Source organism: Falsirhodobacter sp. 1013 (assembly GCF_051195255.1).
Taxonomy (GTDB): Bacteria; Pseudomonadota; Alphaproteobacteria; order Rhodobacterales; family Rhodobacteraceae; genus Falsirhodobacter.
In genome coordinates this window covers 38,989-61,256 of record NZ_JBNJLK010000004.1, presented here as the reverse complement: position 1 = coordinate 61,256, position 22,268 = coordinate 38,989, and the positions used below count along the sequence as shown (strand labels likewise).

Below are 22,268 nucleotides of genomic sequence, written 5' to 3'. Positions count from 1 at the left end.
AAGGACAGTGTAAGCGTCCGACCTTCGTAAGGAGAGCGGCATGAGTTTCACCCTCGCCATTGTCGGGCGGCCCAACGTGGGCAAATCGACCCTGTTCAACCGGCTGGTCGGCAAGCGGCTGGCGCTGGTCGACGACCAGCCCGGCGTCACGCGCGATCTGCGCGAGGGCGATGCCAAGCTGATCGACCTTCGCTTCACCGTGATAGACACGGCGGGGCTGGAGGAAGTGACCGATGATAGCCTTCAAGGCCGGATGCGCCGCTTGACCGAACGCGCGGTGGACATGGCCGACGTCTGCCTGTTCCTGATCGACGGCCGGGTTGGCGTGACCCCCAGCGACGAGGTCTTCGCCGACATCCTGCGCCGCAAGAACGCGCATGTCATCCTTGGCGTGAACAAGGCCGAGGGCAAGGCCGGCGACAGCGGCGCGATCGAGGCTTGGAGCCTTGGTCTGGGTGAACCCGTCCGCCTGTCGGCCGAGCATGGCGAGGGGATGGACGATCTTTACCGCATCCTCGTTCCCATCGCCGACGGCTTTGCCGAACGGGCGGAGCAGGACGCCCCGATCATCGACGTCGATGTGCCCGAGGACTCGGAAGAAGAATCCGATCCCGAGGCGCACAAGCCTACTGACAAGCACCCCCTTCAGATCGCCGTGATCGGCCGTCCGAACGCGGGAAAATCCACGCTGATCAACAAGATCCTGGGCCATGACCGTCTGCTGACGGGGCCGGAGGCGGGGATCACCCGCGACGCCATCTCCATCCGCACGGACTGGAACGGCACGCCGATCCGTATCTTTGACACGGCGGGGATGCGCAAGAAGGCCAAGATCACGGACAAGGTTGAAAAGCTGTCGGTGTCCGACGGTCTGCGTGCCGTCCGCTTCGCAGAAGTCGTCGTGGTGCTTCTGGACGTGGAGATCCCGTTCGAGCAGCAGGACCTGCGCATCGCCGACTATGCCGAGACGGAGGGGCGGGCCGTCGTCATCGCGGTCAACAAGTGGGATCTGGAAGACGACAAGCAGGACAAGCTGGCCGAGGTGAAGGAGATGTTCGACCGTCTTCTGCCGCAGCTTCGTGGGGCGCCGCTGATCACCGTCTCGGCCAAGACAGGCCGGGGACTGGAGCGGTTGCGCGACGCCATCCTGCGCGTGCACGACACCTGGAACCAGCGCATCCCCACCGCGCGCCTGAACTCGTGGCTGGGCGCGATGACGGAGGCCCACCCGCCGCCGGCCCCGGGCGGCCGCCGGATCAAGATGCGCTACATGACGCAGGTGAAGACCCGTCCGCCGGGCTTCATCGTGATGTGCAGCCATCAAGACATGGTGCCCGACAGCTACAAACGCTATCTTGTCAACGGGTTGCGCGACCATTTTGACATGCCGGGCACGCCGATCCGCTTGACGCTGCGCGGGCAGGGCGACAAGAATCCCTACAAGGACAAGAAGAACTTCGGGACACCGTCGCGTCTTCGCAAGCACCTGGACAAGAAGAAGCCCTAGGGCGCCAGCCACCATTCGTGGTGGCGGTGTTCCAGCGTCGGCAGGATCGCCGCGCCGCGCAATCGTGGCGTGGCGTGGCGGGTCAGGCTGCGCCAGAAGGGCTGGATCAGCACCGCCTCCTCGCGCAGGATCGTTTCCAGTTCGGCCATCACCTTCTGCCGTTCGGTGGCGCCGGCGATGCCCAGTGCACGATCCAGCGCCTTGTCGAAATCGGGGTTGGAAAATCCCGTTTCGTTCCAGGCGGAACCGCTACGATAGGCGAGCCGAAGCACCTGAACCCCCAGCGGACGCATGTTCCAATAGGTGCCTGAAAACCCGTAGGACCGCCAGTTCGCCCAATACTCAGCCCCCGGCAATATCTGGCGCTGGACGGTGATGCCGGCGTCGTTCAATTGCGCCGCGACCGCGTCGCAGCTTAGCGCCTGCCACGTGTCGTCGAGCGAGGTGAGGATAAAGGTGTGCTCGGCAAAGCCAGCCTCGGCCAGAAGAGCCTGAGCTGCGGGTATGTCGGTGGCGGGCGGATCCACGCGGGCATAATCGGGCTGCAGGGGCGACACGTGGTGGTTCTCGCCGCGGATGCCCAGCCCGTTCACGCCGATGTCCAGCACGATCCCGTTGTCGACGGCCAGTTGAAGCGCCTGACGCACCCTGCGATCGGCAAAGGTGGGGTCCTGCTGCTGGAAGCGCACCGCGAGTGTCGCCGAGGATTCGGCTTGCGAGGCGACCCAGCCCAGATCCTCCATCGCGCGGATGTTGTCGGCGACCGTCTGATCCACGGCGTCGATGAGGCCGGCCTGCGCCGCCTCCAGCGCCCGCATGGGCGCGGTGCCGAGGTCGACGTAATCGATCCGGTCCAGCCAGGGGCCGCCGAAGACGGGCGTGCCCCACCACGTCACCTTTTCCAGCGACTGCATCTTGCCAACCTCGTTCAAGATTGGCCGGTAAGGTCCGGACCCTAATGGATTTACCGCCGGATCTGCGCCGTCATACGAGGGGTGGACGATCAGCGCATTATAGTCCGACATGCTCGCTATCAGGGTGGCATCCGGGAAGCCGAGGGTCAGGTCCAGCATCCGGTCATCCACCACCTCGATCTGCCCTTGGATCACCGCCTCCATGACCGCAGCCAGACCGTTTCGCGGAACCGGCTCGCACCAGCGGCGCAGGTTGTGGGCCACGTGCTCCGCCACCATCGGCTCTCCGTTCTGCCAAAGGATGCCGGGGCGCAGATGAAGGCGCAGGTGCAGGCCGTCCTCGGACAGTTCCCACCGCTCCAGCAGGTGGCCGGTGAAGGTGCCGTCCGCGTTGTAGGTCACAAGCGGTTCAAGCCAGCCGCGCAGCATGTTCCCGATCTCGGGCCAGTCGGCAAGGCGCGGATCGCACAGCGCAAGGGTCGGCATCTGCATCCGCAGCGTGCCCCCGGCCACAGGTGCTTCCTGTGCCGCGACCGGTGCCGTGCCCAGCAGATCGTAGGCCAGTGGCACCGACACGCCCAGCGCTGTCACGCGCGTCAGAAACTCCCGCCGGGACAGGCGGCCGTTCTGGTGGTCGCGAAGATGGCGGCGGGCGAGGATGTGCATGAAGGGGATCTAGTCCGCGTTTTCCGGGGTCAATTCCTGCCATGCGCGCATCCGGTTGCGGAACCATGTTCTTTGCCGCTTGGCGTATTGCCGTGTCGCCAGCTTTCCCGCGGCCACCGCGTCTTCCAGCGTCATCTCACCCCGCAGATGGGCGATCAGTTCCGGCGCACCGATGGCGCGGGACGAGGGGCGGTTTGCCTGCCAATGCGGCAGTTCGGCCCGCGCCTCCTCCAGCGCGCCATCGGCCATCATCATGTCGAAGCGTCGGTCGATGCGGGCATCGAGCCATGCGGCCTTCGGCCGCAGGACCAGCGCCATGGCTCGGTCCAGCGGCAGCAAGGGGGGCGGAGTGTCGGCCTGCCAGGCGGCCAGACCCTTGCCGGTCGCCCGCAGCACCTCCCACGCGCGCTGAACGCGGGCGCGGTTGCTCAGATCGATTCCGGCGGCCGTGTCCGCGTCCAGTGCGCGGATGAGGTCGGGCAGGGGCAGGGCGTCGCCTTCGGTGCGGATTTCGACGGGTGTGGCGGGGATCGGGGCCAGTCCCTGCGTCAGCGCCGTGAAATAAAGTCCGGTGCCGCCGACGATGACGGGACGCAACGGGCCCTGCAAGATCACCTCGACCTCGCGCAGCCAGTGACCGACCGAATATTGGGCATCCCGGGCCACATGGCCGTAAAGCGCGTGGGGAAGTGCCTCTTCCTCGGGCACCGAAGGACGGGCGGTCAGGATCCGCCAGTTGCCGTAGACCTGCAATGCATCGGCGTTCACCACGATGCCCCCGCCGTCGCGCACGATGCGGGCCGCCAGCGCCGACTTGCCGCTGGCCGTCGGTCCGGCGATCAGGACGGGCCGGTCGGGGGGAATGTCGATCATGCGCGTCGCTCCGGTTGAAACCGGCGCCGTTTTGAGACATTTTCACGCGAAGTAAAACCGACGAAAGCGCCCCATGAACACGATCGCCCCTACCCCCGTTGCCTACAAGCGCGTCATGCTGAAGATTTCGGGAGAGGCGCTGATGGGTGATCAGGGCTTCGGCCTGCATCCCCCCACCGTCGACCGCATCGCCCGCGAGGTCAAATCCGTTCACGATCTGGGTGTGGAGATCTGCATGGTGATCGGCGGCGGCAACATCTTCCGCGGGCTCCAAGGCTCCGCGCAGGGGATGGAGCGTACGACGGCCGACTACATGGGGATGCTGGCGACGGTGATGAACGCGCTGGCCATGCAGGCCGCGATGGAAGCGCTGAACATCCACACGCGCGTGATCAGCGCCATTCCGATGGACCAGGTGTGCGAGCCCTACATCCGCCGCCGCGCCGTGCGTCACCTGGAAAAGAAGCGCGTCTGCATCTTCGCCGCCGGCACGGGCAACCCCTATTTCACGACCGACACCGCCGCCACGCTGCGCGCGAACGAGATGGCCTGCCAGGCCATCTTCAAGGGCACCAAGGTGGACGGCGTCTATGACAAGGACCCGGCCAAGCACGCCGACGCCAAGCGTTACGACGACGTGACCTATGACGAGGTGCTGGCCAAGCATCTGGGCGTCATGGACGCTTCGGCCATCGCGCTGGCCCGCGACAACGACCTGCCGATCATCGTCTTCTCGCTGGATGAACCGGGCGGTTTCCGCGGCATCCTGCGCGGCGAAGGCACCTATACGCGGGTGCGCGGCTAAGGCTATACCCCCGCGCGACAGGCTGTTATGAAGCGCGGAACTATCAGGAAGGAAAACCGATGTCTGACGATCTGGAGATCGATCTCGACGCGATCGAGCGTCGCATGGACGGCGCGATCGCGGCCTTGCGGGTGGAGTTCGGCTCTCTGCGGACGGGGCGCGCTTCGGGCGCGATCCTGGATCCGATCCATGTCGACGCCTACGGCCAGATGACACCGATCAACCAGCTGGGCACCGTCAACGTGCCCGAGCCGCGGATGGTCGTGATCAACGTCTGGGACAAGGGCATGATCTCCAAAGTGGAAAAGGCCATCCGCGAAAGCGGCATCGGCATCAACCCGGTGGTCGACGGCCCGCTGATCCGCCTGCCCATCCCGGAATTGAACGAGGAGCGTCGCCGCGAACTGACCAAGGTCGCCGCCGGCTATGCCGAAAACACCCGTGTGGCCATCCGCAACGTACGCCGCGACGGCATGGACCAGATCAAGAAGGCGAAAGCCGCCGGCATGGCCGAGGACGACCAGAAGATGTGGTCGGACGAGGTTCAGGCCCTGACGGACAAGGCCATCGCCAACGTGGACAAGACGCTGGAGCAGAAACAGCAGGAGATCATGCAGGTCTGAGCCTGCATGATCGGAGGAACACCCGTGTCCGGCATCAAACAGGACGGCGCGCGCCACGTCGCCATCATCATGGATGGCAACGGCCGCTGGGCCACGAATCGAAGCTGGCCACGGCTGGTCGGCCACCGGAAGGGGGCCGAACGGGTGAAGCAGATCGTCCGCTGCGCCCCTGATCTGGGGATCGAGTGGCTGACGATCTACGCCTTTTCCACCGAGAACTGGAAACGCTCCACCGAAGAGGTTCTGGGTCTGATGGGCATCTTCGCCCGCTATATCGAGCGGGAAGCCGACCGGCTGGCCATCGAAGGGGTGCGGATGCGCTTCATCGGCGACCGGTCGCGGCTGGACGCCCGGTTGCAGACCCTGATGGCGGGGATCGAGTCGCGGACGGCCAACCTGTCCCGTCTGAACCTGACCGTGGCCATAAACTATGGCGGCCGAGACGAGTTGACGCGCACCATCCGCAAAATGGCGGCCGACGTGGCTTCCGGCCGGCTGGCGCCCGAGGCGATCAACAGCGCCACCATCGCCGCCGCCCTGGACACCGCGGACCTGCCGGACCCGGATCTGGTCATCCGCACGTCGGGCGAGACGCGGACCTCCAACTTTCTGCCGTGGCAGACGGCCTATGCCGAGTATGAATTCACGTCGACCTTGTGGCCCGATTTTTCACCGGATGAACTGGCGCGGATCGTGGCGCGCTTCGGCAACCGCGATCGCCGTTTCGGCGGCGTAAGGCAGGCATGAAGGCGGGCCGCAAGCAGGGCCGCTGGGGCGATCTGCCCAAGCGCATGGCCTCGGCCGCGATCATGCTCAGCGTCGGAGTGGTGGAGATCTGGCTGGGCGGGACGACCTTCTCGCTGCTGGTGGTTCTGCTGACGGGGCTGATGACATGGGAACTGGCGCGGATGCAGAACCCGCGCGCGCTTTGGGTGCCGATCGGGCTGGGGCTTTTGGCGGCGGGCTGCCTTCTGGCGCTGTTGTACACGCCCCCCCTGTGGCGGCCCGTGCTGATGGGCATTCCCCCCCTGGCCTGTCTGGCCAGCCTGCATCACCGCAAGGTCGCCGCCGTCTACGCGCTGGCGATCATGCTGACCGGCTATACCCTGATCGATCTTCGGAACATGGAAGGAACGCTGGTCATCGTCTGGCTGATCACCATCGTGGTGGCGTCGGACGTGATGGGCTATTTCGTCGGGCGCAGCCTGGGCGGGCCGAAGTTCTGGCCCCGCGTCAGCCCGAACAAGACCTGGTCCGGCACGATCGCCGGTTGGGTGGGCGCGGCCTTTGTCGGCCTTGCCACCGTGATCTTCGCGGGGGAGCCGTGGCCGGTCATCCTGTTGTCCGCCATCGTGGCCTTTGCCGGCCAGCTGGGGGACATCGCCGAAAGCTGGATCAAGCGGCGGGCCGGCATCAAGGACAGCTCCAGCCTGATCCCGGGGCATGGTGGTCTTCTGGACCGGTTCGACGCCGTCATCGGGGCCGTGGTTGCGATCATGCTGCTGAGCCTTCTTTTCCCTCTTCCCGTACCGGACAGCATCTGATGCGCAGCCTTTCCATTTTCGGTGCCACCGGTTCCATCGGTGAAAGCACCTATGACCTGATCCGCCGTGCCCCGCCGGGTACCTACCGGACCGTGGCGCTGACGGGCGGGCGCAACATCGCGCGTCTGGCCGAAATGGCCCGGACGTTGGGGGCCGAACTGGCCGTCACCGCCTATGAGGAGTGCTTGCCGGCGTTGCGCGACGCCCTTGCGGGAAGCGGAATTGCGGTGGCGGGCGGGGTGCAGGCCATCGCCGAGGCCGCGGACCGGCCGGTGGACTGGACCATGTCCGCCATCGTCGGTGCAGCCGGCCTGGTGCCGGGGCTGCGGGCCTTGCGTCACGGCGGCACGTTGGCGCTGGCGAATAAGGAAAGCCTTGTCACGGCCGGGCCGCTGCTGATGCGCACGGCGCAAGCGCATGGCGCCACCATCCTGCCGGTGGACAGCGAACATTCCGCCGTCTTTCAGGCGCTGACGGGGGAGGATCCCTCCTGCGTCGAGAGGATCATCATCACTGCGTCCGGCGGTCCGTTCCGTGACTGGAGCCTGGATCGCATGGCGAAGGCCACGCTGGCCGAGGCCGTGGCGCATCCGAACTGGGCGATGGGTCAGCGCATCTCCATCGACAGTGCCTCCATGTTCAATAAGGCCCTGGAACTTATTGAAACGCGAGAGTTTTTCGATATCGACCCAGTGCGGATCGAGGTTCTGGTACATCCGCAATCGATCGTTCACGCGCTGGTCGGGTTCTGCGATGGCGGCATCATGGCCCATCTGGGGCCGGCCGACATGCGTCACGCCATCGGCTATGCGCTGCACTGGCCGGATCGAGGGGCGGTTCCCGTTGAACGTCTGGACCTGGCAAAGATCGTGAACCTTTCCTTCCAAGCCCCTGATGAAGCACGTTTTCCTGCCCTTCGCCTTGCGCGCGAGGTGATGGAGGCGCGGGGCATGCATGGCGCGGCCTTCAACGCGGCGAAGGAAATCGCGCTGGATCATTTCATCGCCGGCGGCATCGCATTCCCGCGCATGGCGTTGCTGGTGGAGGAGACGCTGTCCCGCATATCCACGCGTTCGGACATGGGCACCGCCCCTGCATCCTTGGATCACGTGCTGGAGGTGGACGCCGAGGCCCGCCGCATCGCCACCGCGATCACCGAAGAGGCCTGACATGGACATCGCGCAGCTGATCCCGCAATTCGGCGGCCTGATCTGGACGTTGCTGGCCTTCGTGGTCGCCTTGTCGGTCATCGTGACCATCCACGAATACGGCCACTACATCGTCGGCCGCTGGTCGGGCATCCATGCCGAGGTGTTCTCGCTCGGCTTCGGGCCGGTGATCTTCGCGCGCACGGACCGGCGGGGCACCCGCTGGCAACTGGCACTGCTTCCCTTGGGCGGCTATGTGCGGTTCAAGGGCGACGCCGACGCCGCGTCCGCCCAACCCGACGCGTCCATTGCCGACCTTTCGCCCGCGGAACGCCGCAGCACGCTGACCGGGGCGCCGCTTTGGGCACGGGCGGCGACGGTCGCGGCGGGTCCGGTCTTCAACTTCCTGTTCGCGATCCTCGTCTTTGCCGGGGTGACCTTCACGACCGGCGTTGCGGTCGAGGATGCGGTGGTGGGCGAGGTTCGGGCGATGCCGGGGCAGGTGGACCCGCTGCAAACGGGGGACCTGATCCTGTCGATGGACGGACGGCCCGTGGCCACGCTGTCCGACGCCTTCACCATCGCGTCGGACCTGCCGCCCGCAGACACCACGCGGTACGAGGTGGAACGTGATGGCCAGAAGATCACGCTGAACGGTCCGTTCCCCTTCCCGCCCGTCGCGTCTTCCATCGCGCCCACCTCGGCGGCGCAGGAGGCGGGGCTGCGGATCGGTGACGTTATCACCGCCGTGGACGGCCAGCCCGTGCGCAGCTTCACCGAGTTGCGGGACCGCATCGGCGCGACGGACGGCCAGCCGGTCACATTGTCCGTCTGGAACGGCACCCCGCGGGAGGTGTCCCTGACGCCGAAACGTCAGGACATCCCGACGCCCGATGGCGGGTTTGAGACGCGGTGGCTGATCGGCATCACCGGCGGCCTGATCTTCGATCCCGAAACCCGCCGCGCCGGCCCGCTGGAGGCGCTGCATCTGGGCGCGCGGCAAAGCTGGACCATCGTCACGACCAGCCTTTCGGGGATGTGGCACATGGTGACGGGCGCCATTTCCACCTGCAATCTGCAAGGTCCGATCGGGATTGCCGAAACTTCTGGTGCGGCGGCGTCGGACGGGGCGCAAAGCTTCGTGTGGTTCCTTGCGGTGCTGTCGGTGGCGGTGGGGCTGATGAACCTCTTTCCCATTCCCGTGCTGGATGGCGGCCACCTTGTGTTCTATGCCGCCGAGGCCGTGCTGCGCCGCCCGCCCAACCCGCGTGTGGTGCAGGCCTTCATGACCGTGGGCCTTGCGCTGATCCTGGGTCTGATGGTGTTCGCGCTGAGCAACGATATTCTGTGCCCCTGACCTCCGCAGGCTTTTGACAAGCCCCGGCATTGCCGCTAGTCAGGACGCAACAAAGTTCAAGAACGGGGCAGTGAAAATGGCACGCATGAGAGGTCGCGCAGCGAAGGTCGGGCTGCGACCTGCGGTCGTATCGGTTTTCCTCGGCTCGGCGGTCGTCGGCGCGGCCGTGATTCCCGCGCTGGCGCAAAGCTACAGCTTCTCGAACGTGGTCGTTCGTGGCAATGAACGCGTCGACGTTCCGACCGTCCTGTCCTTTGCCGGCATCTCTGCGGGTCAGTCCCTGTCGGCCGGCGAGTTGAACCAGGCCTATCAGCGCATTTCCGACACCGGCCTGTTCCAGACCGTGTCGTTGCAGCCTCAGGGCAGCACCCTCGTGATCGAGGTGCAGGAATATCCCGTGATCGCGCAGATCGCGTTCGAGGGGAACTCCATCCTCAAGGACGAGAACCTGGCCACGGTGGTGAAGTCGCAGGTGCTGCGCGCCTATTCACCCTCGCAGGCCGAGGCGGACGCCGCCGAGATCACGCGGGCCTATTCGCAAAGTGGCCGCACGGCCGTGACGGTGACGCCGCAGATCATCCGCCGCTCGGAAAACCGCGTGGACCTGGTCTTCGCCATCACCGAAGGCCGCATCACCGAGGTCGAGCGCATCGCGTTCGCCGGCAACCGCACCTTCTCGGACCGCCGTCTGCGCCAGGTTCTGGAAACGCGTCAGGCGGGCGTCCTGCGCCGCCTGATCTCGGCCGACACGTTCATTCCCGAACGCGTGCAAGTGGACCGTCAGCTTCTGCTGGACTTCTACCGTTCGCGTGGCTTTGCCGACGTGCAGATTGCCTCCCCTTCGGCCGAACTGACGCGCGACCGAAAATCCTATTTCCTGACCTTCAACATCCGTGAAGGCCAGCGCTACCGCATGGGCAGCGTGTCGCTTGCCTCCGAAGTGCCGGGGGTGGACCTGAAGCCCTTCCAGGACCAGCTGTGGATCAAGTCGGGCAGCTACTATTCGCCTGCGTCGATCGACAACGTGACCACGCGGATGGAGAATGTGGGCGTTCAGGAAGGCCTGAACTTCGTCCGGGTGGAACCGCGGATCACGCGAAACGAGGCGGCGGGCACGCTGAACGTCGCCTTCACCCTGGTGCGCGGGCCCCGGATCTTCGTCGAACGCATCGACATCGAGGGCAACACGACCACGCAGGACCAGGTCATCCGCCGTCAGTTCCGCACGGTCGAAGGCGACCCCTTCAACCCGCGCGAAATCCGTCAGGCGGCAGAACGCATCCGCGCGCTCGGCTTCTTCTCGGACGCGCAGGTGGAAAGCCAGCAGGGGTCCAGCCCTGACCAGGTCGTGGTGAACGTGGACGTGGAAGAACAGCCGACCGGCTCGCTGTCCTTCGGTGTGGCCTATGGCGCCGTGTCGGGCGTGGGCTTCAACGTCGGCTTCTCGGAATCGAACTTCCTGGGTCGTGGCCAGTATCTGGGGATCGACATCGGGACCGGCAGCGACAGCGTGAACTCCACCTTCACCTTTGCCGAACCCGCCTTCCTGGGGCGCGACCTGCGCTTCGGCTTCAGCGCGAACTACACCGAGACGGACAACGAGAACGCGGATTACAACACCAAGCGCATCGGCCTTGGCCCGTCGCTGACCTTCCCGGTCAGCGAGAACGGCCGTCTTGAACTGCGCTACCGCATCGCGCAGGACGAGATTTCGGGCGTGGAGCGCGGGGACGGCACGGACGACGAAAACGGCTCGTCCGAGATCCTGCAGCGCGAGGAAGAGCTTGGCGCGCTGGTGACCAGTTCGGTGGGCTACACCTACAGCTATGACACCCGGACCAGCGGCATCAACCCGCTGGGCGGCGTGCTGCTGCGCTTCGGGCAGGACTTCGCGGGCGTGGGCGGCGATGTGAACTACATCAAGACCAGCGTCACGGCCCTGGCCGAGCGCCGTGTCTGGAACGAGGAAGTGACGTTGCGGACCGTGTTCGAAGGCGGCGCCCTGACGATGCTGGACGATCAGGTGTCCACCGTGCCGAACCGCTACTTCGGCAACTCCATCCGTGGTTTCGATCCGAACGGGATCGGCCCGCGCGACCTTCAGGCGTCGAACGAAGACGCGCTTGGCGGCAACTACTTCGCCGTCGCCCGTCTGGAAAGCGAGTTCCCGCTGGGTCTGCCGGCCGAATACGGCATCACGGGCGGCCTGTTTGCGGATGCGGGGTCGGTCTGGGGTCTGGACGACAACATCGGAACGAACGGCGTGGCGGTGGATGACGACTTCAACCTCCGCTCCTCCGTCGGCTTCTCGATCTTCTGGACAACGCCAATCGGGCCGCTGCGCCTGAACTTCACCAAGGCGTTGACCAAGGAAGATTACGACGAGGAGCGTAACTTCGACCTGACCATCAACACGAAGTTCTGATGCTGCGGGCGCTGCTTCTGGTTCTTGCGTTATGGCCTGCCACGGTCGTGGCGCAGACGCCCGAGGCGGCGGCCGAAAGCCCCATCCTGACCGTCGTGCCGGACAGGCTTTTCGACGAGGCGCGGGCCGGCAAGGCGGCGCAGACCCGTCTGGACGATGCGACCCGCGCGCTGATGGTGGAAAATCGCCGCATGGAGGCGGAGCTGGAAGCCGAAGAGCGCGACCTGACTGCCAAGCGCGACACCATGCCCCCGGCCGAATTCCGCAAGCTGGCCGACGCGTTCGACGCGAAGGCCGAGCGGACCCGGACAGAGCAGGACGCCAAATCCCGGCGCCTGACCCGCATGCGGGAAGAGGACCGTCAAGCCTTCTTCAAGGCGGCCCTTCCGGTGCTGGCCCAGCTGATGCAGGACGAAGGCGCGCTGGCCATTCTGGACCGCGGCAGTGTCTTTGTTTCCTTCGACCTGATCGACGTCACGACCGAGGCGATCGCGCGGCTGGACACGGCTTTGGGCGACGGCGCGGAGCTGTTCGGGAACGACCCGGCGCCGTGACGCCTTGTGGTGACGGGCCTGCCTTGTTAACTGGTTCGGCAAAGACATTCAGGAGCTGGAATGACCGACGCGACCATCCCCCAAGAGGCCGATATCCAGATGATCCAGCGGATCATCCCGCATCGGTATCCGTTTCTTCTGGTGGACAAGGTGCGCGACATCGTTCCGATGCAGTCGGCCGTCGGCATCAAGAACGTGACCTTCAACGAGCCGCAGTTCACGGGCCATTTCCCAGGCGCGCCGATCTTCCCGGGCGTGCAGATCGTCGAGGCGATGGCGCAGACGGCGGCGGTGATGGTGGGCGTGTCCATGGGCCTCGCCGACAAGAACATGCTGGTCTATTTCATGGGGATCGACGGGTGCAAGTTCCGCCGCAAGGTGGTTCCGGGCGACCAGCTGGTCATGACCGTGACGACCAAACGCGGCGGCGGAAAGGTCTGGAAGTTCAATGCCCGGGCCGAGGTGGACGGCGAACTGGCGGCCGAGGCCGAGTTCAGCGCGATGATGGACTTCCGGAAGGAGCCGTCATGATCCATCCCAGTGCCATCGTCGATCCGGCCGCGAAGCTTGGCCAGGATTGCGAGATCGGGCCGTTCTGCGTCATCGGGCCGGAAGTCACGCTGGGTGATCGCGTCGTGGTGAAAAGCCACGCGGTCATAACCGGCTGGACGGAGGTTGGCGATGACACGGTCATCTTCCCCTTCGCCGTGGTGGGTGAGGTTCCGCAGGACCTGAAGTTCCGTGGCGAGCGGACGCGTCTGGTCATCGGCAAGCGCAACCGCATCCGCGAAGGGGCCACGATGAACGTGGGCACCGAAGGCGGCGGCGGCGAAACGCGCGTGGGCGATGACGGGCTGTTCATGACGGGCAGCCATGTGGGCCACGACGCGATCATCGGAGACCGCGTGATCCTTGCGAACCAGGCGGCGGTGGCGGGCCACTGCGTTCTGGGCGATGACGTGATCGTGGGGGGGCTGTCCGGCATCCACCAATGGGTGCGCGTGGGTCGCGGGGCCATCATCGGCGCCGTGACCATGGTGACGAACGACGTTCTGCCGCACGGCCTCGTGCAGGGCCCGCGGGGCGAGCTGGATGGGCTGAACCTTGTCGGGTTGAAGCGCCGCGGCGTGGAACGGTCGGAAATCACCGCCCTGCGCGCCGGTTACCAGATGCTGGCCCAGGGGGAGGGTACCTTCCTGGACCGTGCCCGTCGCCTGCACGACGAAACGGAAAGCGTCCATGTGCGCGAGATGACCGCCTTCATCCTGGCCGCGACCGACCGGTCGTTCCTGACCCCGAAATGAGCCGGATCGCCATCATCGCGGGCAGCGGCGCCCTTCCGGCCGCCGTGGCCGCGGCCGTCACCGATCCGGTGGTGGCGGCCATGGACGGCTTTCTGCCGGACGGCCTGGTTCCGGACCTCGTGTTCCGGCTGGAACGGTTGGCGCCGCTTCTGCGGGAACTTGCCGCGCGCGATGTGGAACGGGTCATCTTCGCGGGCGCCGTGCGGCGTCCGACGCTGGACCCCGCGCTGTTCGACCCGCAGACGGCCGCCATGGTGCCGCGGATCCTTGCCGCGATGCGGGGTGGGGATGACGGACTTCTGCGGGCCGTCGTCGACGTGTTCGAAGAGGCGGGTTTCGAAGTGGTCGGCGTTTCCGACCTTGCGCCCGGTCTGGTGCCGCCCGAAGGCGTTCTGGCGGGCGCCCTGACCGAGCGGGACCGGCTGGACACGGACCGCGCCGCGCAGATCGTGGGTGCGCTCGGATCGGTGGATGTGGGGCAGGGCACCGTTGTGGCGGACGGGCTGTGTCTGGCGGTGGAGACGCTTCCTGGCACGGATGCGATGTTGGACTGGGTTGCGGCGACGCGGCAGGGCAAGGGGGGCGTGTTCTTCAAGGCGCCGAAACCCGAACAGGACCGCCGCATCGATCTTCCGACGCTTGGCGTCACCACCATCCGGCGCGCCGTGGCGGCCGGCCTGTCCTGCGTGGCGTGGGAAGCGGGCGGGGTGATCCTGCTGGACCGCGACGCGCTTGTGGCGGAGGCCGCGGAACAGGGCATCACCCTGTGGGCCCGCGCATCATGAAGCTGTTCCTGATCGCCGGAGAGCCGTCGGGCGATCGCTTGGGCGCAGCGCTGATGGCCGGCCTGAAGACGCTTGTACCCGATGTGCAGTTTGCCGGCGTGGGCGGTCCGCTGATGCAGGCGCAGGGGATGAACAGCCTGTTCCCGATGGAGGAACTGTCGGTCATGGGCATCACGGAAGTGCTTCCGCGCTATGCCGCCCTGAAGCGCCGCATCCGCGAATGCGCCGAAGCGGTGATCGAGGGGGAGCCGGCCGCCGTCATCACCATCGATTCGCCCGACTTCAACCTTCGGGTCGCGCAGTTGATCCGCATGCGCCGCCCGGGGCAGAAGACGGTGCATTACGTCGCGCCTTCGGTCTGGGCGTGGCGGCCGAAGCGGGCTGAGAAGATGGCGAAGTGGATCGACCATGTTCTGGCCCTTCTGCCGTTCGAGCCGCCTTACATGACCGCTGTGGGCATGACCTGCGACTTCGTGGGCCATCCCGTCGTGACGGAGCCGGTGGCTTCGGATGCCGAGGCGTGGACCTATCGCGAGGGGTTGGGGCATGATCCCGTCATCCTCGCGCTGCCCGGGTCGCGGAGGAGCGAGGTCACCCGTCTGGCCCCCGTCATCGGCGAGGTCATGGCACGCATCCGGCAGGTCCATCCCAAGGCCGGCGTCCTGCTTCCGACCATCCCCGCGATCGAAAACCTTGTGCGGGACCTGACCGCGAACTGGCCCGTGCCCCCCCGGATCATTCTGGATCCAGAGGAGAAGCGGGTTGCCTTCAAGGCGGCGGATGTGGCCATTGCGGCCTCCGGTACGGTATCGCTGGAACTGGCGGCCAACCGGGTGCCGATGGTCATCGCCTATGACATGGCCAAGGTCAGCATGTGGATGATGCGCCGGATGGCCCTGATCGACACGGTGACGCTGGTGAACCTCGTGTCGGATACCCGTCATATTCCGGAATATCTCGGCTCCGACTGTCGCGCGGACCGGATCGCGCCGGCCTTGCTGTCTCTGCTGGCGGGGGAAGGCAACGCCATTCACCAGCGTCAGGCGATGGAAGTGACCATGCAGCGTCTGGGCGAAGGCGGCGAACCGCCCGGTTTGCGGGCGGCGCGGTCGGTTCTGAACTTCCTTCAGTAGCCGCGCCAGATCCAGCCGCCGCCGAAGATGCGGCTACCCTCATTGGCATAGAAGACGCAGGCCTGACCGACCGACACGCCATCCTCGGGCGACAGCAGTTCCACCTCGGCCGTGGTGGCCGACAGGGGACGCAGGATCGCCGGGCGCGGCGCGCGGGTGGAGCGGACCTTCACGTTCACATGCCATTCGGGCTGCGAATCGAAGGGCGCGTCGCCCAGCCAGTTGATCTCGCGCACGGGGATCACGCGGGTGGACAGCGCCTCTTTCGGGCCGACGATCACCTGGCGGGCCTGCGGGTCCAGCCGCACGACGTAAAGCGGTTCGCCAAGGCCGCCGATGCCAAGACCGCGGCGTTGGCCGACCGTGTAGTGGATGACGCCGCGGTGCTGGCCCAGCACATTGCCGTCCATGTCCACGATGTCGCCGGGATCGGCCGCACCCGGCCGCAGCTTTTCGATCACGGAAGCGTAGTCGCCGTTCGGCACGAAGCAGATGTCCTGGCTGTCCGGCTTGTCGGCGACCGACAGCCCATAGCGGGCGGCAAGGGCGCGCGTTTCCGCCTTGGAGGCAAGATGGCCGAGGGGGAAGCGCAGGTAGTCCAACTGCTCCGCCGTGGTGGAGAACAGGAAGTAGCTTTGATCGCGATTGGCGTCGGTGGCGCTGTGCAGTTCCGCGCCCGCGTCGCCCATCTTGCGCTGGATGTAATGGCCGGTGGCCATGCAATCGGCGTCCAGATCTCGCGCCGTCTGCAGCAGGTCCTTGAACTTCACCCGTTCGTTGCAGCGGATGCAGGGCACGGGCGTGGCACCGGCCAGATAAGCGTCGGCAAATTCGTCGATCACAGCCTCGCGGAAGGTGTTCTCGTAATCGAGGACGTAATGGGGAAAGCCCATCGCCTCGGCCACGCGGCGGGCGTCGTGGATGTCGCGGCCGGCGCAGCAGGCGCCCTTCTTGGCCAGCGCCGCCCCGTGATCGTAAAGCTGAAGCGTGACGCCCACGACGTCATAGCCTTCCTCTTTCAGCTGGGCCGCGACCACCGAACTGTCCACGCCGCCGGACATGGCGACGACCACGCGCGTGGCGGCGGGGGGCTTGGCGAAACCCAGGGAGTTGAGCGGATGGTCCAGCATGGCAGCCTCGATCAGGAAGGCCGCCAACATAAGGAAAATCCTACGCAATCTCAAGGGTGATGCTTACACTTGCTTAAGTCTCCGTGGCGCAATGTCCCCCGACAGGAGGGCAAGATCATGTATTTGAAGAAAGTTTCCGGACCGCGCCAGGTGACGTTGCCGGACGGCACGATCCTGACAAGGGCGGATCTGCCGCCCAACGACACGCGGCGATGGGTGGCCAGCCGGAAGGCGATCGTCGTCCGCGCGGTGATGCACGATCTCATCTCGGAAAGCGAGGCGCTGAGCCGCTACGACCTGTCCGAGGAGGAGTTCGCGCTGTGGCGGAGTGCCGTGGAACGGCATGGAGAGAAGGCGCTGAAAGTCACAGCCTTGCAGAAATATCGCTGAAGGGATGTCTTTAACCAAAGAGACATGAAAGTAACTGGTCATTAACCATTTGATTCCAAGGTATCCTCAAGAACTGGTCACGGACATTCTCATGCGCATCTTATTGGTCGAAGACGATCCCGCCACATCCCGCAGCATCGAGCTGATGCTGACCCATGCCAACCTGAACGTGTATTGCACGGACATGGGCGAAGACGGCATCGATCTTGCCAAGGTCTACGACTATGACCTGATCCTGCTGGACCTGAACCTGCCGGACATGAGCGGGCACGACGTGCTTCGCCAGTTGCGGCTGGCGCGGATCAACACGCCGATCCTGATCCTGTCGGGGTCGGACGACACGGACAGCAAGATCAAGGGTTTCGGCTTCGGGGCCGACGACTACATGACGAAGCCCTTCCACCGGGACGAGCTGGTCGCGCGCATCCATGCGATCATCCGCCGGTCCAAGGGCCACGCGCAGTCGCTGATCCAGACCGGTGCCGTGACCGTGAACCTGGACGCGAAGACGGTGGAAGCCGAGGGCCGCATCGTCAACCTGACGGCCAAGGAATACCAGATCTTCGAACTCCTCAGCCTGCGCAAGGGCACGACGCTGACGAAAGAAATGTTCCTGAACCATCTTTACGGTGGCATGGACGAACCGGAACTGAAGATCATCGACGTCTTCATCTGCAAGCTGCGCAAAAAACTTGCCCAGGCCACGGCCGGCGACAACTATATCGAAACCGTCTGGGGCCGCGGCTATGTGCTGCGCGACCCGCAGGAAAATCAGAAGGTCGGCGCGGCCTGACGCTGGACTGTTCCCCGGCGTCTTTCTAGACAGCGCGGGAAACGGAACCGGAGGATGGCGTGAAGGCGGTCGACGATCTGACACTGGAAGAGGCGCAGGCCGAGCTGTCGCGGCTGGCGGGAGAGATCGCGGCCGCGAACACCGCCTATCACCGCGACGACGCGCCCCTGATGGACGACGCCGCCTTTGACGCGCTGAAGGCCCGCAACCTGGCGCTGGAAGCGCGCTTTCCGGAACTGAAGCGCGCCGACAGCCCGACCGAGAATGTGGGCGCGGCCCCGTCGGACGCGTTCAGCAAGGTGCGCCACAGCGTCCGGATGCTGAGCCTTGAGAACGCCTTCGCGGATGAGGATATCGCCGAGTTCGAGGCGCGAATCCGCAAGTATCTGGGGCATGCGGGCGATCTGGCCTTCACTGCGGAGCCGAAGATCGACGGGCTGTCGTTGTCACTGCGGTATGAACAAGGCGAACTGGTGCGCGCCGCCACGCGTGGCGATGGGGAAGTGGGCGAGGACGTGACCGCCAACGCCCGCACCATCGGCGACATTCCCCACCGGCTGCCCGATGCGCCCGACGTGCTGGAAGTGCGGGGCGAGGTCTATATGTCCCATGCGGATTTCGAGACGCTAAACGCCCGGCAGGCCGAACGGGGCGGCAAGACCTTCGCCAACCCTCGCAACGCGGCCGCAGGCAGCCTGCGCCAGTTGGATTCCACGATCACCGCCAGCCGCCCCCTTCGCTTCTTTGCCTATGCCTGGGGGGAGGTGTCGGTGCCGTTGGCCGACACCCAGTCCCAGGTGATGGAGCGGTTCCGCGGCATGGGCTTTGAGGTGAACCCCTTCACGGTGCTGTGCCGCAGCGTCGAGGAGATGCTGGCCCAGTATCGCACCATCGAACAGCAACGCGCCACACTGGGCTATGACATCGACGGCGTCGTCTACAAGGTGGACGATCTGGGTCTTCAGCGCCGCTTGGGCTTCCGCGCCGCGACGCCGCGTTGGGCCATCGCGCACAAGTTTCCCGCACAGCTGGCTTGGACGCGGCTGGAGGGGATCGACATCCAGGTGGGCCGGACGGGCGCCCTGTCGCCCGTCGCGCGGCTTCATCCGGTGACGGTGGGCGGCGTGGTCGTGCAGAACGCGACCCTGCACAACGAGGACTACATCGCCGGGCGCGATTCGAAGGGAGAGGTCATCCGCGGCGGCAAGGACATTCGCGTGGGTGACTGGGTGCAGGTCTATCGCGCCGGCGACGTGATCCCGAAGATCGCCGACGTGGACCTATCGAAGCGGCCCGAAGGTGCCCAGCCCTTTCGTTTTCCCGATCACTGCCCGCAATGCGGATCGCCCGCCCTGCGTGAGGAAGGGGACGCCGTGCGCCGCTGTTCAGGCGGGCTGATCTGCCCCGCGCAGGCGGTGGAGCGGCTGAAGCATTTCGTCGCCCGCGATGCGTTCGACATCGAAGGTCTGGGCGCCAAGCAGGTGGAAGCGTTCTACACCGACGGCTGGATCGCCAATCCCGCGGACATCTTCGAGCTGCCGACGCGCTACGGGTCGGGCCTGCAGCAGGTGAAGAACCGCGAAGGCTGGGGGCCGAAATCGGCCGAAAAGCTGTTCGCCGCCATCCAGACGCGCCGCAAGATCGAGCTGAACCGCCTGATCTTCGCCCTTGGCATCCGGCATGTGGGGGAAACCTCGGCCCAGCTTCTGGCGCGCCATTACGTCACGTGGAAGGCGTTCGAGGCGGCGATGACGGCGGCGCAGGTCGGAAGCGGCGCGGAATGGGCGGAGTTGACCTCCATCGACGGGGTGGGCGATGTGCTTGCCGCCTCGGTCGTGACCACCTTCGCGAACGAGGCGGAGCGGAAGGCCATCGACGCCCTTGTGGCCCATCTGGACGTGCAGGAGGTGCGCCAGCGCGCCGCCGTGAACAGTCCCGTCGCGGGCAAGACGGTCGTTTTCACGGGCACGCTGGAAAAGATGTCGCGGGCCGAAGCGAAGGCGCGGGCGGAATCGCTGGGGGCCAAGGTGGCGGGCAGTGTTTCGGCCAAAACGGATCTGGTGATCGCGGGGCCGGGCGCGGGCAGCAAGGCCAAGCAGGCCGAAGCGCTTGGCGTGCAGATGATCGACGAGGATGAGTGGCTTGCCCTGATCGGCGACGCATGAGCCGTTCGGACCGGTTGAACCCCATGTTCGCGGGGCTGGAAACGCTGGACGGCGTCGGCCCCAAAACGGCCAAGATCATGGAAAGCGCGGGCCTGCGCCGGCCCGCCGATCTTCTGTTCCTGCTGCCGTACAGCGCCATCGACCGCACCCGGCGCAACAGTGTGGCAGAGGTGACGCCGCCTGCCGTCGCCACGGTGGAGGTGGCTGTGGGCCAGCACCATCCACCCCGCAACAAGGGAGGGCGATATCGCGTTGACCTGTTCGACGGAGTGGAGGACGTGCAGGCCGTGTGGTTTCACGCCAAGGGCGACTACCTGACGCGTTTGATGCCTCAGGGGTCGCGGCGGTTGATCTCGGGCAAGGTGGAGCTGTTCGACGGCCTGTATCAGATGGTGCATCCCGACTACGTTCTTCTGCCGGGCGAGGCGGCGAACCTGCCCATGTGCGAACCCGTCTATCCGCTGGTGGCGGGACTGACACAGAAGGGCATCGCCAAGGCCGTCCGCTGCACCCTGGACCGCGCCCCGCAGGTGGGGGAGTGGATCGAGCCTTCGGTCGTCAAGCGCGAAGGTTGGCCGGACTGGGCCACCGCCTTGCACGCCCTGCACCACCCCGACACGCCCGAGGCGCTCGCTCCGTTCAGTCCTGCCCGCCAGCGGCTGGCCTATGACGAGCTGTTTGCGCATCAGCTGACCCTTGCATTGGCACGGGCCGACCGGCGCCGGGTGGAAGGCCGGGCCACGGTGGGTACGGGGCGGCTGGCGGAACAGGTCCTCGCTTCCTTGCCCTATCGTCCGACGGGGGCGCAGACCCGCGCCGTCGCCGAGATTGCGGCAGACATGGCCGAACCGCACCGGATGAACCGTCTGCTTCAGGGTGATGTGGGCGCGGGCAAGACGCTGGTGGGGTTCCTTGCGCTGCTGACGGCGGTGGAGGCGGGCGGGCAGGGCGTGCTGATGGCCCCAACGGAGATTCTGGCGCGGCAGCATCTGGAAAGCCTTGCTCCGTTGGCCGAGGCTGCGGGGGTCCGCATTGAGGTGCTGACGGGCCGCGACAAGGGCGGCGAACGGCGGGCGAAGCTGGCGGCGCTGGCGGACGGGTCGCTGCACATCCTTGTGGGCACCCATGCCGTGTTTCAGCCGGACGTGGTGTTCCGCGACCTGCGCTTGGCCATCGTGGACGAACAGCACCGTTTCGGCGTGGCCCAGCGCATGCAGCTGGCGGCGAAGGGCGTGGCGGATGTTCTGGTGATGACCGCGACGCCCATCCCGCGCAGCCTGTCGCTGGCCAGCTATGGCGACATGGACGTGTCGGTGTTGGACGAAAAGCCGCCAGGCCGGAAGCCGATCACCACGGCCCTGATGGCCACCGAACGGCTGGAGGAGGTGATCGCCACCCTGGCCACGCGCGTGGCCGAAGGGCGGCAGGCCTACTGGGTCTGCCCCTTGGTGGAGGACAGCGAGGTCGTCGACTACGCCTCGGCCGAAAGCCGGTTCGCGTCGTTGCGCGCGGTGATGGGGGACGATGTAGGCCTCGTGCACGCGCGGATGCCGCCGGCCGAGAAGGACGCGGTCATGGCCCGCTTCGCTTCGGGCGAGGTGCGGGTTCTTGTGGCGACCACGGTGATCGAGGTGGGGGTGAACGTGCCCAACGCCTCCATCATGGTGATCGAGCGGGCGGAGAGTTTTGGGCTGGCCCAGTTGCACCAGCTGCGCGGCCGCGTGGGGCGGGGGGCGGAACAGTCGACCTGCCTGCTGCTGTATCAGGCGCCCTTGTCCGAAACCGCGAAGCGCCGGCTGCTGATCCTGCGCGAAACCGAGGACGGGTTCCGCATCGCCGAGGAGGATCTGTCCATCCGCGGCGCGGGCGATCTGATCGGGACGGCACAATCCGGCCTGCCGCGATTCCGCATCGCGGATCTGGAACGGCAGGCCGGGCTGATGGCGCTGGCGCAGTCGGACGCGCGGGCGCTTCTGACGCGCGACCCGGACCTGACCAGTGCGCGGGGGCAGGCGGCGCGGGACCTTTTGTGGCTGCTGGGCCGGGACGAGGCGATCAAGCTGTTAAGAGTTGGCTAAAGGTTCTTAAAAAGTTCTTTACGCGTTCTCGAATATATGAGAACAATCAGGCAACACAGAAGGGAGTTGCCAGA

General features: G+C 66.0%; 20 protein-coding genes. 17 read left to right on the top strand and 3 right to left on the bottom strand.

Features of this window, described 5'->3' with window-relative positions; genetic code table 11:
* Positions 1-40: 40 nt before the first annotated feature.
* A complete protein-coding gene (der, locus tag ACSHZY_RS08290; RefSeq protein ID WP_435168058.1) occupies positions 41-1,507 on the top strand; it encodes a ribosome biogenesis GTPase Der in 1,467 nt (488 codons plus the stop codon).
* Here der and ACSHZY_RS08285 read toward each other — a convergent pair.
* Positions 1,504-3,087, bottom strand: coding sequence for an ABC transporter substrate-binding protein (locus ACSHZY_RS08285; protein WP_435168055.1), 1,584 nt, complete (start codon positions 3,085-3,087; stop codon positions 1,504-1,506). The two genes, der and ACSHZY_RS08285, sit on opposite strands and share 4 nt — an antisense overlap.
* Before the next feature lie 9 nt (positions 3,088-3,096).
* Positions 3,097-3,960 carry a tRNA (adenosine(37)-N6)-dimethylallyltransferase MiaA gene (gene miaA / locus ACSHZY_RS08280; RefSeq protein WP_435168053.1) on the bottom strand — a complete coding sequence of 288 codons (864 nt, stop codon included), beginning with the start codon at positions 3,958-3,960 and terminating at the stop codon, positions 3,097-3,099.
* Between the two features lie 73 nt (positions 3,961-4,033).
* On the opposite strand from miaA, the gene pyrH reads away from it, so the two are divergent.
* The 12 genes from pyrH (at position 4,034) to lpxB (ending at position 15,638) form a co-directional block, all read left to right on the top strand.
* Positions 4,034-4,765: a UMP kinase gene (pyrH, locus tag ACSHZY_RS08275; RefSeq protein WP_435168050.1), complete on the top strand. Its 732-nt coding sequence runs from the start codon at positions 4,034-4,036 to the stop codon at positions 4,763-4,765.
* Positions 4,766-4,824: 59 nt separating this feature from the next.
* Positions 4,825-5,388: a ribosome recycling factor gene (gene frr / locus ACSHZY_RS08270; protein ID WP_435168047.1), complete on the top strand. Its 564-nt coding sequence runs from the start codon at positions 4,825-4,827 to the stop codon at positions 5,386-5,388.
* Positions 5,389-5,394: 6 nt separating this feature from the next.
* Positions 5,395-6,135 (top strand): polyprenyl diphosphate synthase, encoded by a 741-nt coding sequence (uppS, locus tag ACSHZY_RS08265; protein ID WP_435168045.1) that lies wholly within the window; start codon positions 5,395-5,397, stop codon positions 6,133-6,135.
* Positions 6,132-6,932 carry a phosphatidate cytidylyltransferase gene (locus ACSHZY_RS08260; RefSeq protein ID WP_435168042.1) on the top strand — a complete coding sequence of 267 codons (801 nt, stop codon included), beginning with the start codon at positions 6,132-6,134 and terminating at the stop codon, positions 6,930-6,932. The genes uppS and ACSHZY_RS08260 overlap by 4 nt, the downstream gene beginning before the upstream one ends.
* Positions 6,932-8,101 (top strand): 1-deoxy-D-xylulose-5-phosphate reductoisomerase, encoded by a 1,170-nt coding sequence (dxr, locus tag ACSHZY_RS08255; protein WP_435168039.1) that lies wholly within the window; start codon positions 6,932-6,934, stop codon positions 8,099-8,101. Before ACSHZY_RS08260 ends, dxr begins: the two co-directional genes overlap by 1 nt.
* A 1-nt stretch (position 8,102) precedes the next feature.
* Positions 8,103-9,437: an RIP metalloprotease RseP gene (rseP, locus tag ACSHZY_RS08250; protein ID WP_435168036.1), complete on the top strand. Its 1,335-nt coding sequence runs from the start codon at positions 8,103-8,105 to the stop codon at positions 9,435-9,437.
* Between the two features lie 76 nt (positions 9,438-9,513).
* The gene (gene bamA / locus ACSHZY_RS08245; protein ID WP_435168033.1) at positions 9,514-11,862 is read left to right on the top strand and encodes an outer membrane protein assembly factor BamA; all 2,349 of its coding nucleotides are present in this window, start codon (positions 9,514-9,516) and stop codon (positions 11,860-11,862) included.
* Positions 11,862-12,416, top strand: a complete 555-nt coding sequence (locus ACSHZY_RS08240; RefSeq protein WP_435168030.1) for an OmpH family outer membrane protein — start codon at positions 11,862-11,864, stop codon at positions 12,414-12,416. Before bamA ends, ACSHZY_RS08240 begins: the two co-directional genes overlap by 1 nt.
* Before the next feature lie 60 nt (positions 12,417-12,476).
* Positions 12,477-12,947, top strand: a complete 471-nt coding sequence (gene fabZ / locus ACSHZY_RS08235) for a 3-hydroxyacyl-ACP dehydratase FabZ (protein ID WP_435168027.1) — start codon at positions 12,477-12,479, stop codon at positions 12,945-12,947.
* The gene (gene lpxA / locus ACSHZY_RS08230; RefSeq protein ID WP_435168024.1) at positions 12,944-13,720 is read left to right on the top strand and encodes an acyl-ACP--UDP-N-acetylglucosamine O-acyltransferase; all 777 of its coding nucleotides are present in this window, start codon (positions 12,944-12,946) and stop codon (positions 13,718-13,720) included. The genes fabZ and lpxA overlap by 4 nt, the downstream gene beginning before the upstream one ends.
* Positions 13,717-14,505, top strand: a complete 789-nt coding sequence (locus ACSHZY_RS08225) for an LpxI family protein (protein ID WP_435168021.1) — start codon at positions 13,717-13,719, stop codon at positions 14,503-14,505. Before lpxA ends, ACSHZY_RS08225 begins: the two co-directional genes overlap by 4 nt.
* Entirely contained in the window at positions 14,502-15,638 is a 1,137-nt protein-coding gene (lpxB, locus tag ACSHZY_RS08220; protein WP_435168422.1) for a lipid-A-disaccharide synthase, read from the top strand. The genes ACSHZY_RS08225 and lpxB overlap by 4 nt, the downstream gene beginning before the upstream one ends.
* Here the strand turns inward: lpxB and mnmA are convergent.
* Positions 15,632-16,768 (bottom strand): tRNA 2-thiouridine(34) synthase MnmA, encoded by a 1,137-nt coding sequence (mnmA, locus tag ACSHZY_RS08215; RefSeq protein ID WP_435168421.1) that lies wholly within the window; start codon positions 16,766-16,768, stop codon positions 15,632-15,634. The genes lpxB and mnmA overlap by 7 nt on opposite strands.
* A gap of 117 nt (positions 16,769-16,885) precedes the next feature.
* On the opposite strand from mnmA, the gene ACSHZY_RS08210 reads away from it, so the two are divergent.
* From ACSHZY_RS08210 to recG, 4 genes are all read left to right on the top strand, one after another.
* Positions 16,886-17,158 (top strand): DUF1153 domain-containing protein, encoded by a 273-nt coding sequence (locus ACSHZY_RS08210; RefSeq protein ID WP_435168018.1) that lies wholly within the window; start codon positions 16,886-16,888, stop codon positions 17,156-17,158.
* A gap of 91 nt (positions 17,159-17,249) precedes the next feature.
* On the top strand, positions 17,250-17,951 hold the full coding sequence (gene ctrA / locus ACSHZY_RS08205; protein ID WP_435168015.1) for a response regulator transcription factor CtrA: 702 nt from the start codon (positions 17,250-17,252) through the stop codon (positions 17,949-17,951).
* A 59-nt stretch (positions 17,952-18,010) separates the two neighbouring features.
* Positions 18,011-20,116 (top strand): NAD-dependent DNA ligase LigA, encoded by a 2,106-nt coding sequence (ligA, locus tag ACSHZY_RS08200; RefSeq protein ID WP_435168012.1) that lies wholly within the window; start codon positions 18,011-18,013, stop codon positions 20,114-20,116.
* The gene (gene recG / locus ACSHZY_RS08195) at positions 20,113-22,194 is read left to right on the top strand and encodes an ATP-dependent DNA helicase RecG (protein ID WP_435168009.1); all 2,082 of its coding nucleotides are present in this window, start codon (positions 20,113-20,115) and stop codon (positions 22,192-22,194) included. Before ligA ends, recG begins: the two co-directional genes overlap by 4 nt.
* The last annotated feature ends 74 nt before the right edge of the window (positions 22,195-22,268 follow it).

Bases quoted from the DNA above. Each gene is read 5' to 3' on its own strand.
- der (WP_435168058.1), top strand. From the start codon at position 41: ATGAGTTTCACCCTCGCCATTGTCGGGCGGCCCAACGTGGGCAAATCG.
- recG (WP_435168009.1), top strand. From the start codon at position 20,113: ATGAGCCGTTCGGACCGGTTGAACCCCATGTTCGCGGGGCTGGAAACG.
- pyrH (WP_435168050.1), top strand. From the start codon at position 4,034: ATGAACACGATCGCCCCTACCCCCGTTGCCTACAAGCGCGTCATGCTG.
- ACSHZY_RS08260 (WP_435168042.1), top strand. From the start codon at position 6,132: ATGAAGGCGGGCCGCAAGCAGGGCCGCTGGGGCGATCTGCCCAAGCGC.
- ACSHZY_RS08225 (WP_435168021.1), top strand. From the start codon at position 13,717: ATGAGCCGGATCGCCATCATCGCGGGCAGCGGCGCCCTTCCGGCCGCC.
- mnmA (WP_435168421.1), bottom strand. From the start codon at position 16,768: ATGCTGGACCATCCGCTCAACTCCCTGGGTTTCGCCAAGCCCCCCGCC.
- rseP (WP_435168036.1), top strand. From the start codon at position 8,103: ATGGACATCGCGCAGCTGATCCCGCAATTCGGCGGCCTGATCTGGACG.
- uppS (WP_435168045.1), top strand. From the start codon at position 5,395: ATGATCGGAGGAACACCCGTGTCCGGCATCAAACAGGACGGCGCGCGC.
- ACSHZY_RS08285 (WP_435168055.1), bottom strand. From the start codon at position 3,087: ATGCACATCCTCGCCCGCCGCCATCTTCGCGACCACCAGAACGGCCGC.
- frr (WP_435168047.1), top strand. From the start codon at position 4,825: ATGTCTGACGATCTGGAGATCGATCTCGACGCGATCGAGCGTCGCATG.
- ACSHZY_RS08210 (WP_435168018.1), top strand. From the start codon at position 16,886: ATGTATTTGAAGAAAGTTTCCGGACCGCGCCAGGTGACGTTGCCGGAC.
- lpxA (WP_435168024.1), top strand. From the start codon at position 12,944: ATGATCCATCCCAGTGCCATCGTCGATCCGGCCGCGAAGCTTGGCCAG.
- bamA (WP_435168033.1), top strand. From the start codon at position 9,514: ATGGCACGCATGAGAGGTCGCGCAGCGAAGGTCGGGCTGCGACCTGCG.
- ACSHZY_RS08240 (WP_435168030.1), top strand. From the start codon at position 11,862: ATGCTGCGGGCGCTGCTTCTGGTTCTTGCGTTATGGCCTGCCACGGTC.
- dxr (WP_435168039.1), top strand. From the start codon at position 6,932: ATGCGCAGCCTTTCCATTTTCGGTGCCACCGGTTCCATCGGTGAAAGC.
- miaA (WP_435168053.1), bottom strand. From the start codon at position 3,960: ATGATCGACATTCCCCCCGACCGGCCCGTCCTGATCGCCGGACCGACG.
- fabZ (WP_435168027.1), top strand. From the start codon at position 12,477: ATGACCGACGCGACCATCCCCCAAGAGGCCGATATCCAGATGATCCAG.
- lpxB (WP_435168422.1), top strand. From the start codon at position 14,502: ATGAAGCTGTTCCTGATCGCCGGAGAGCCGTCGGGCGATCGCTTGGGC.
- ctrA (WP_435168015.1), top strand. From the start codon at position 17,250: ATGCGCATCTTATTGGTCGAAGACGATCCCGCCACATCCCGCAGCATC.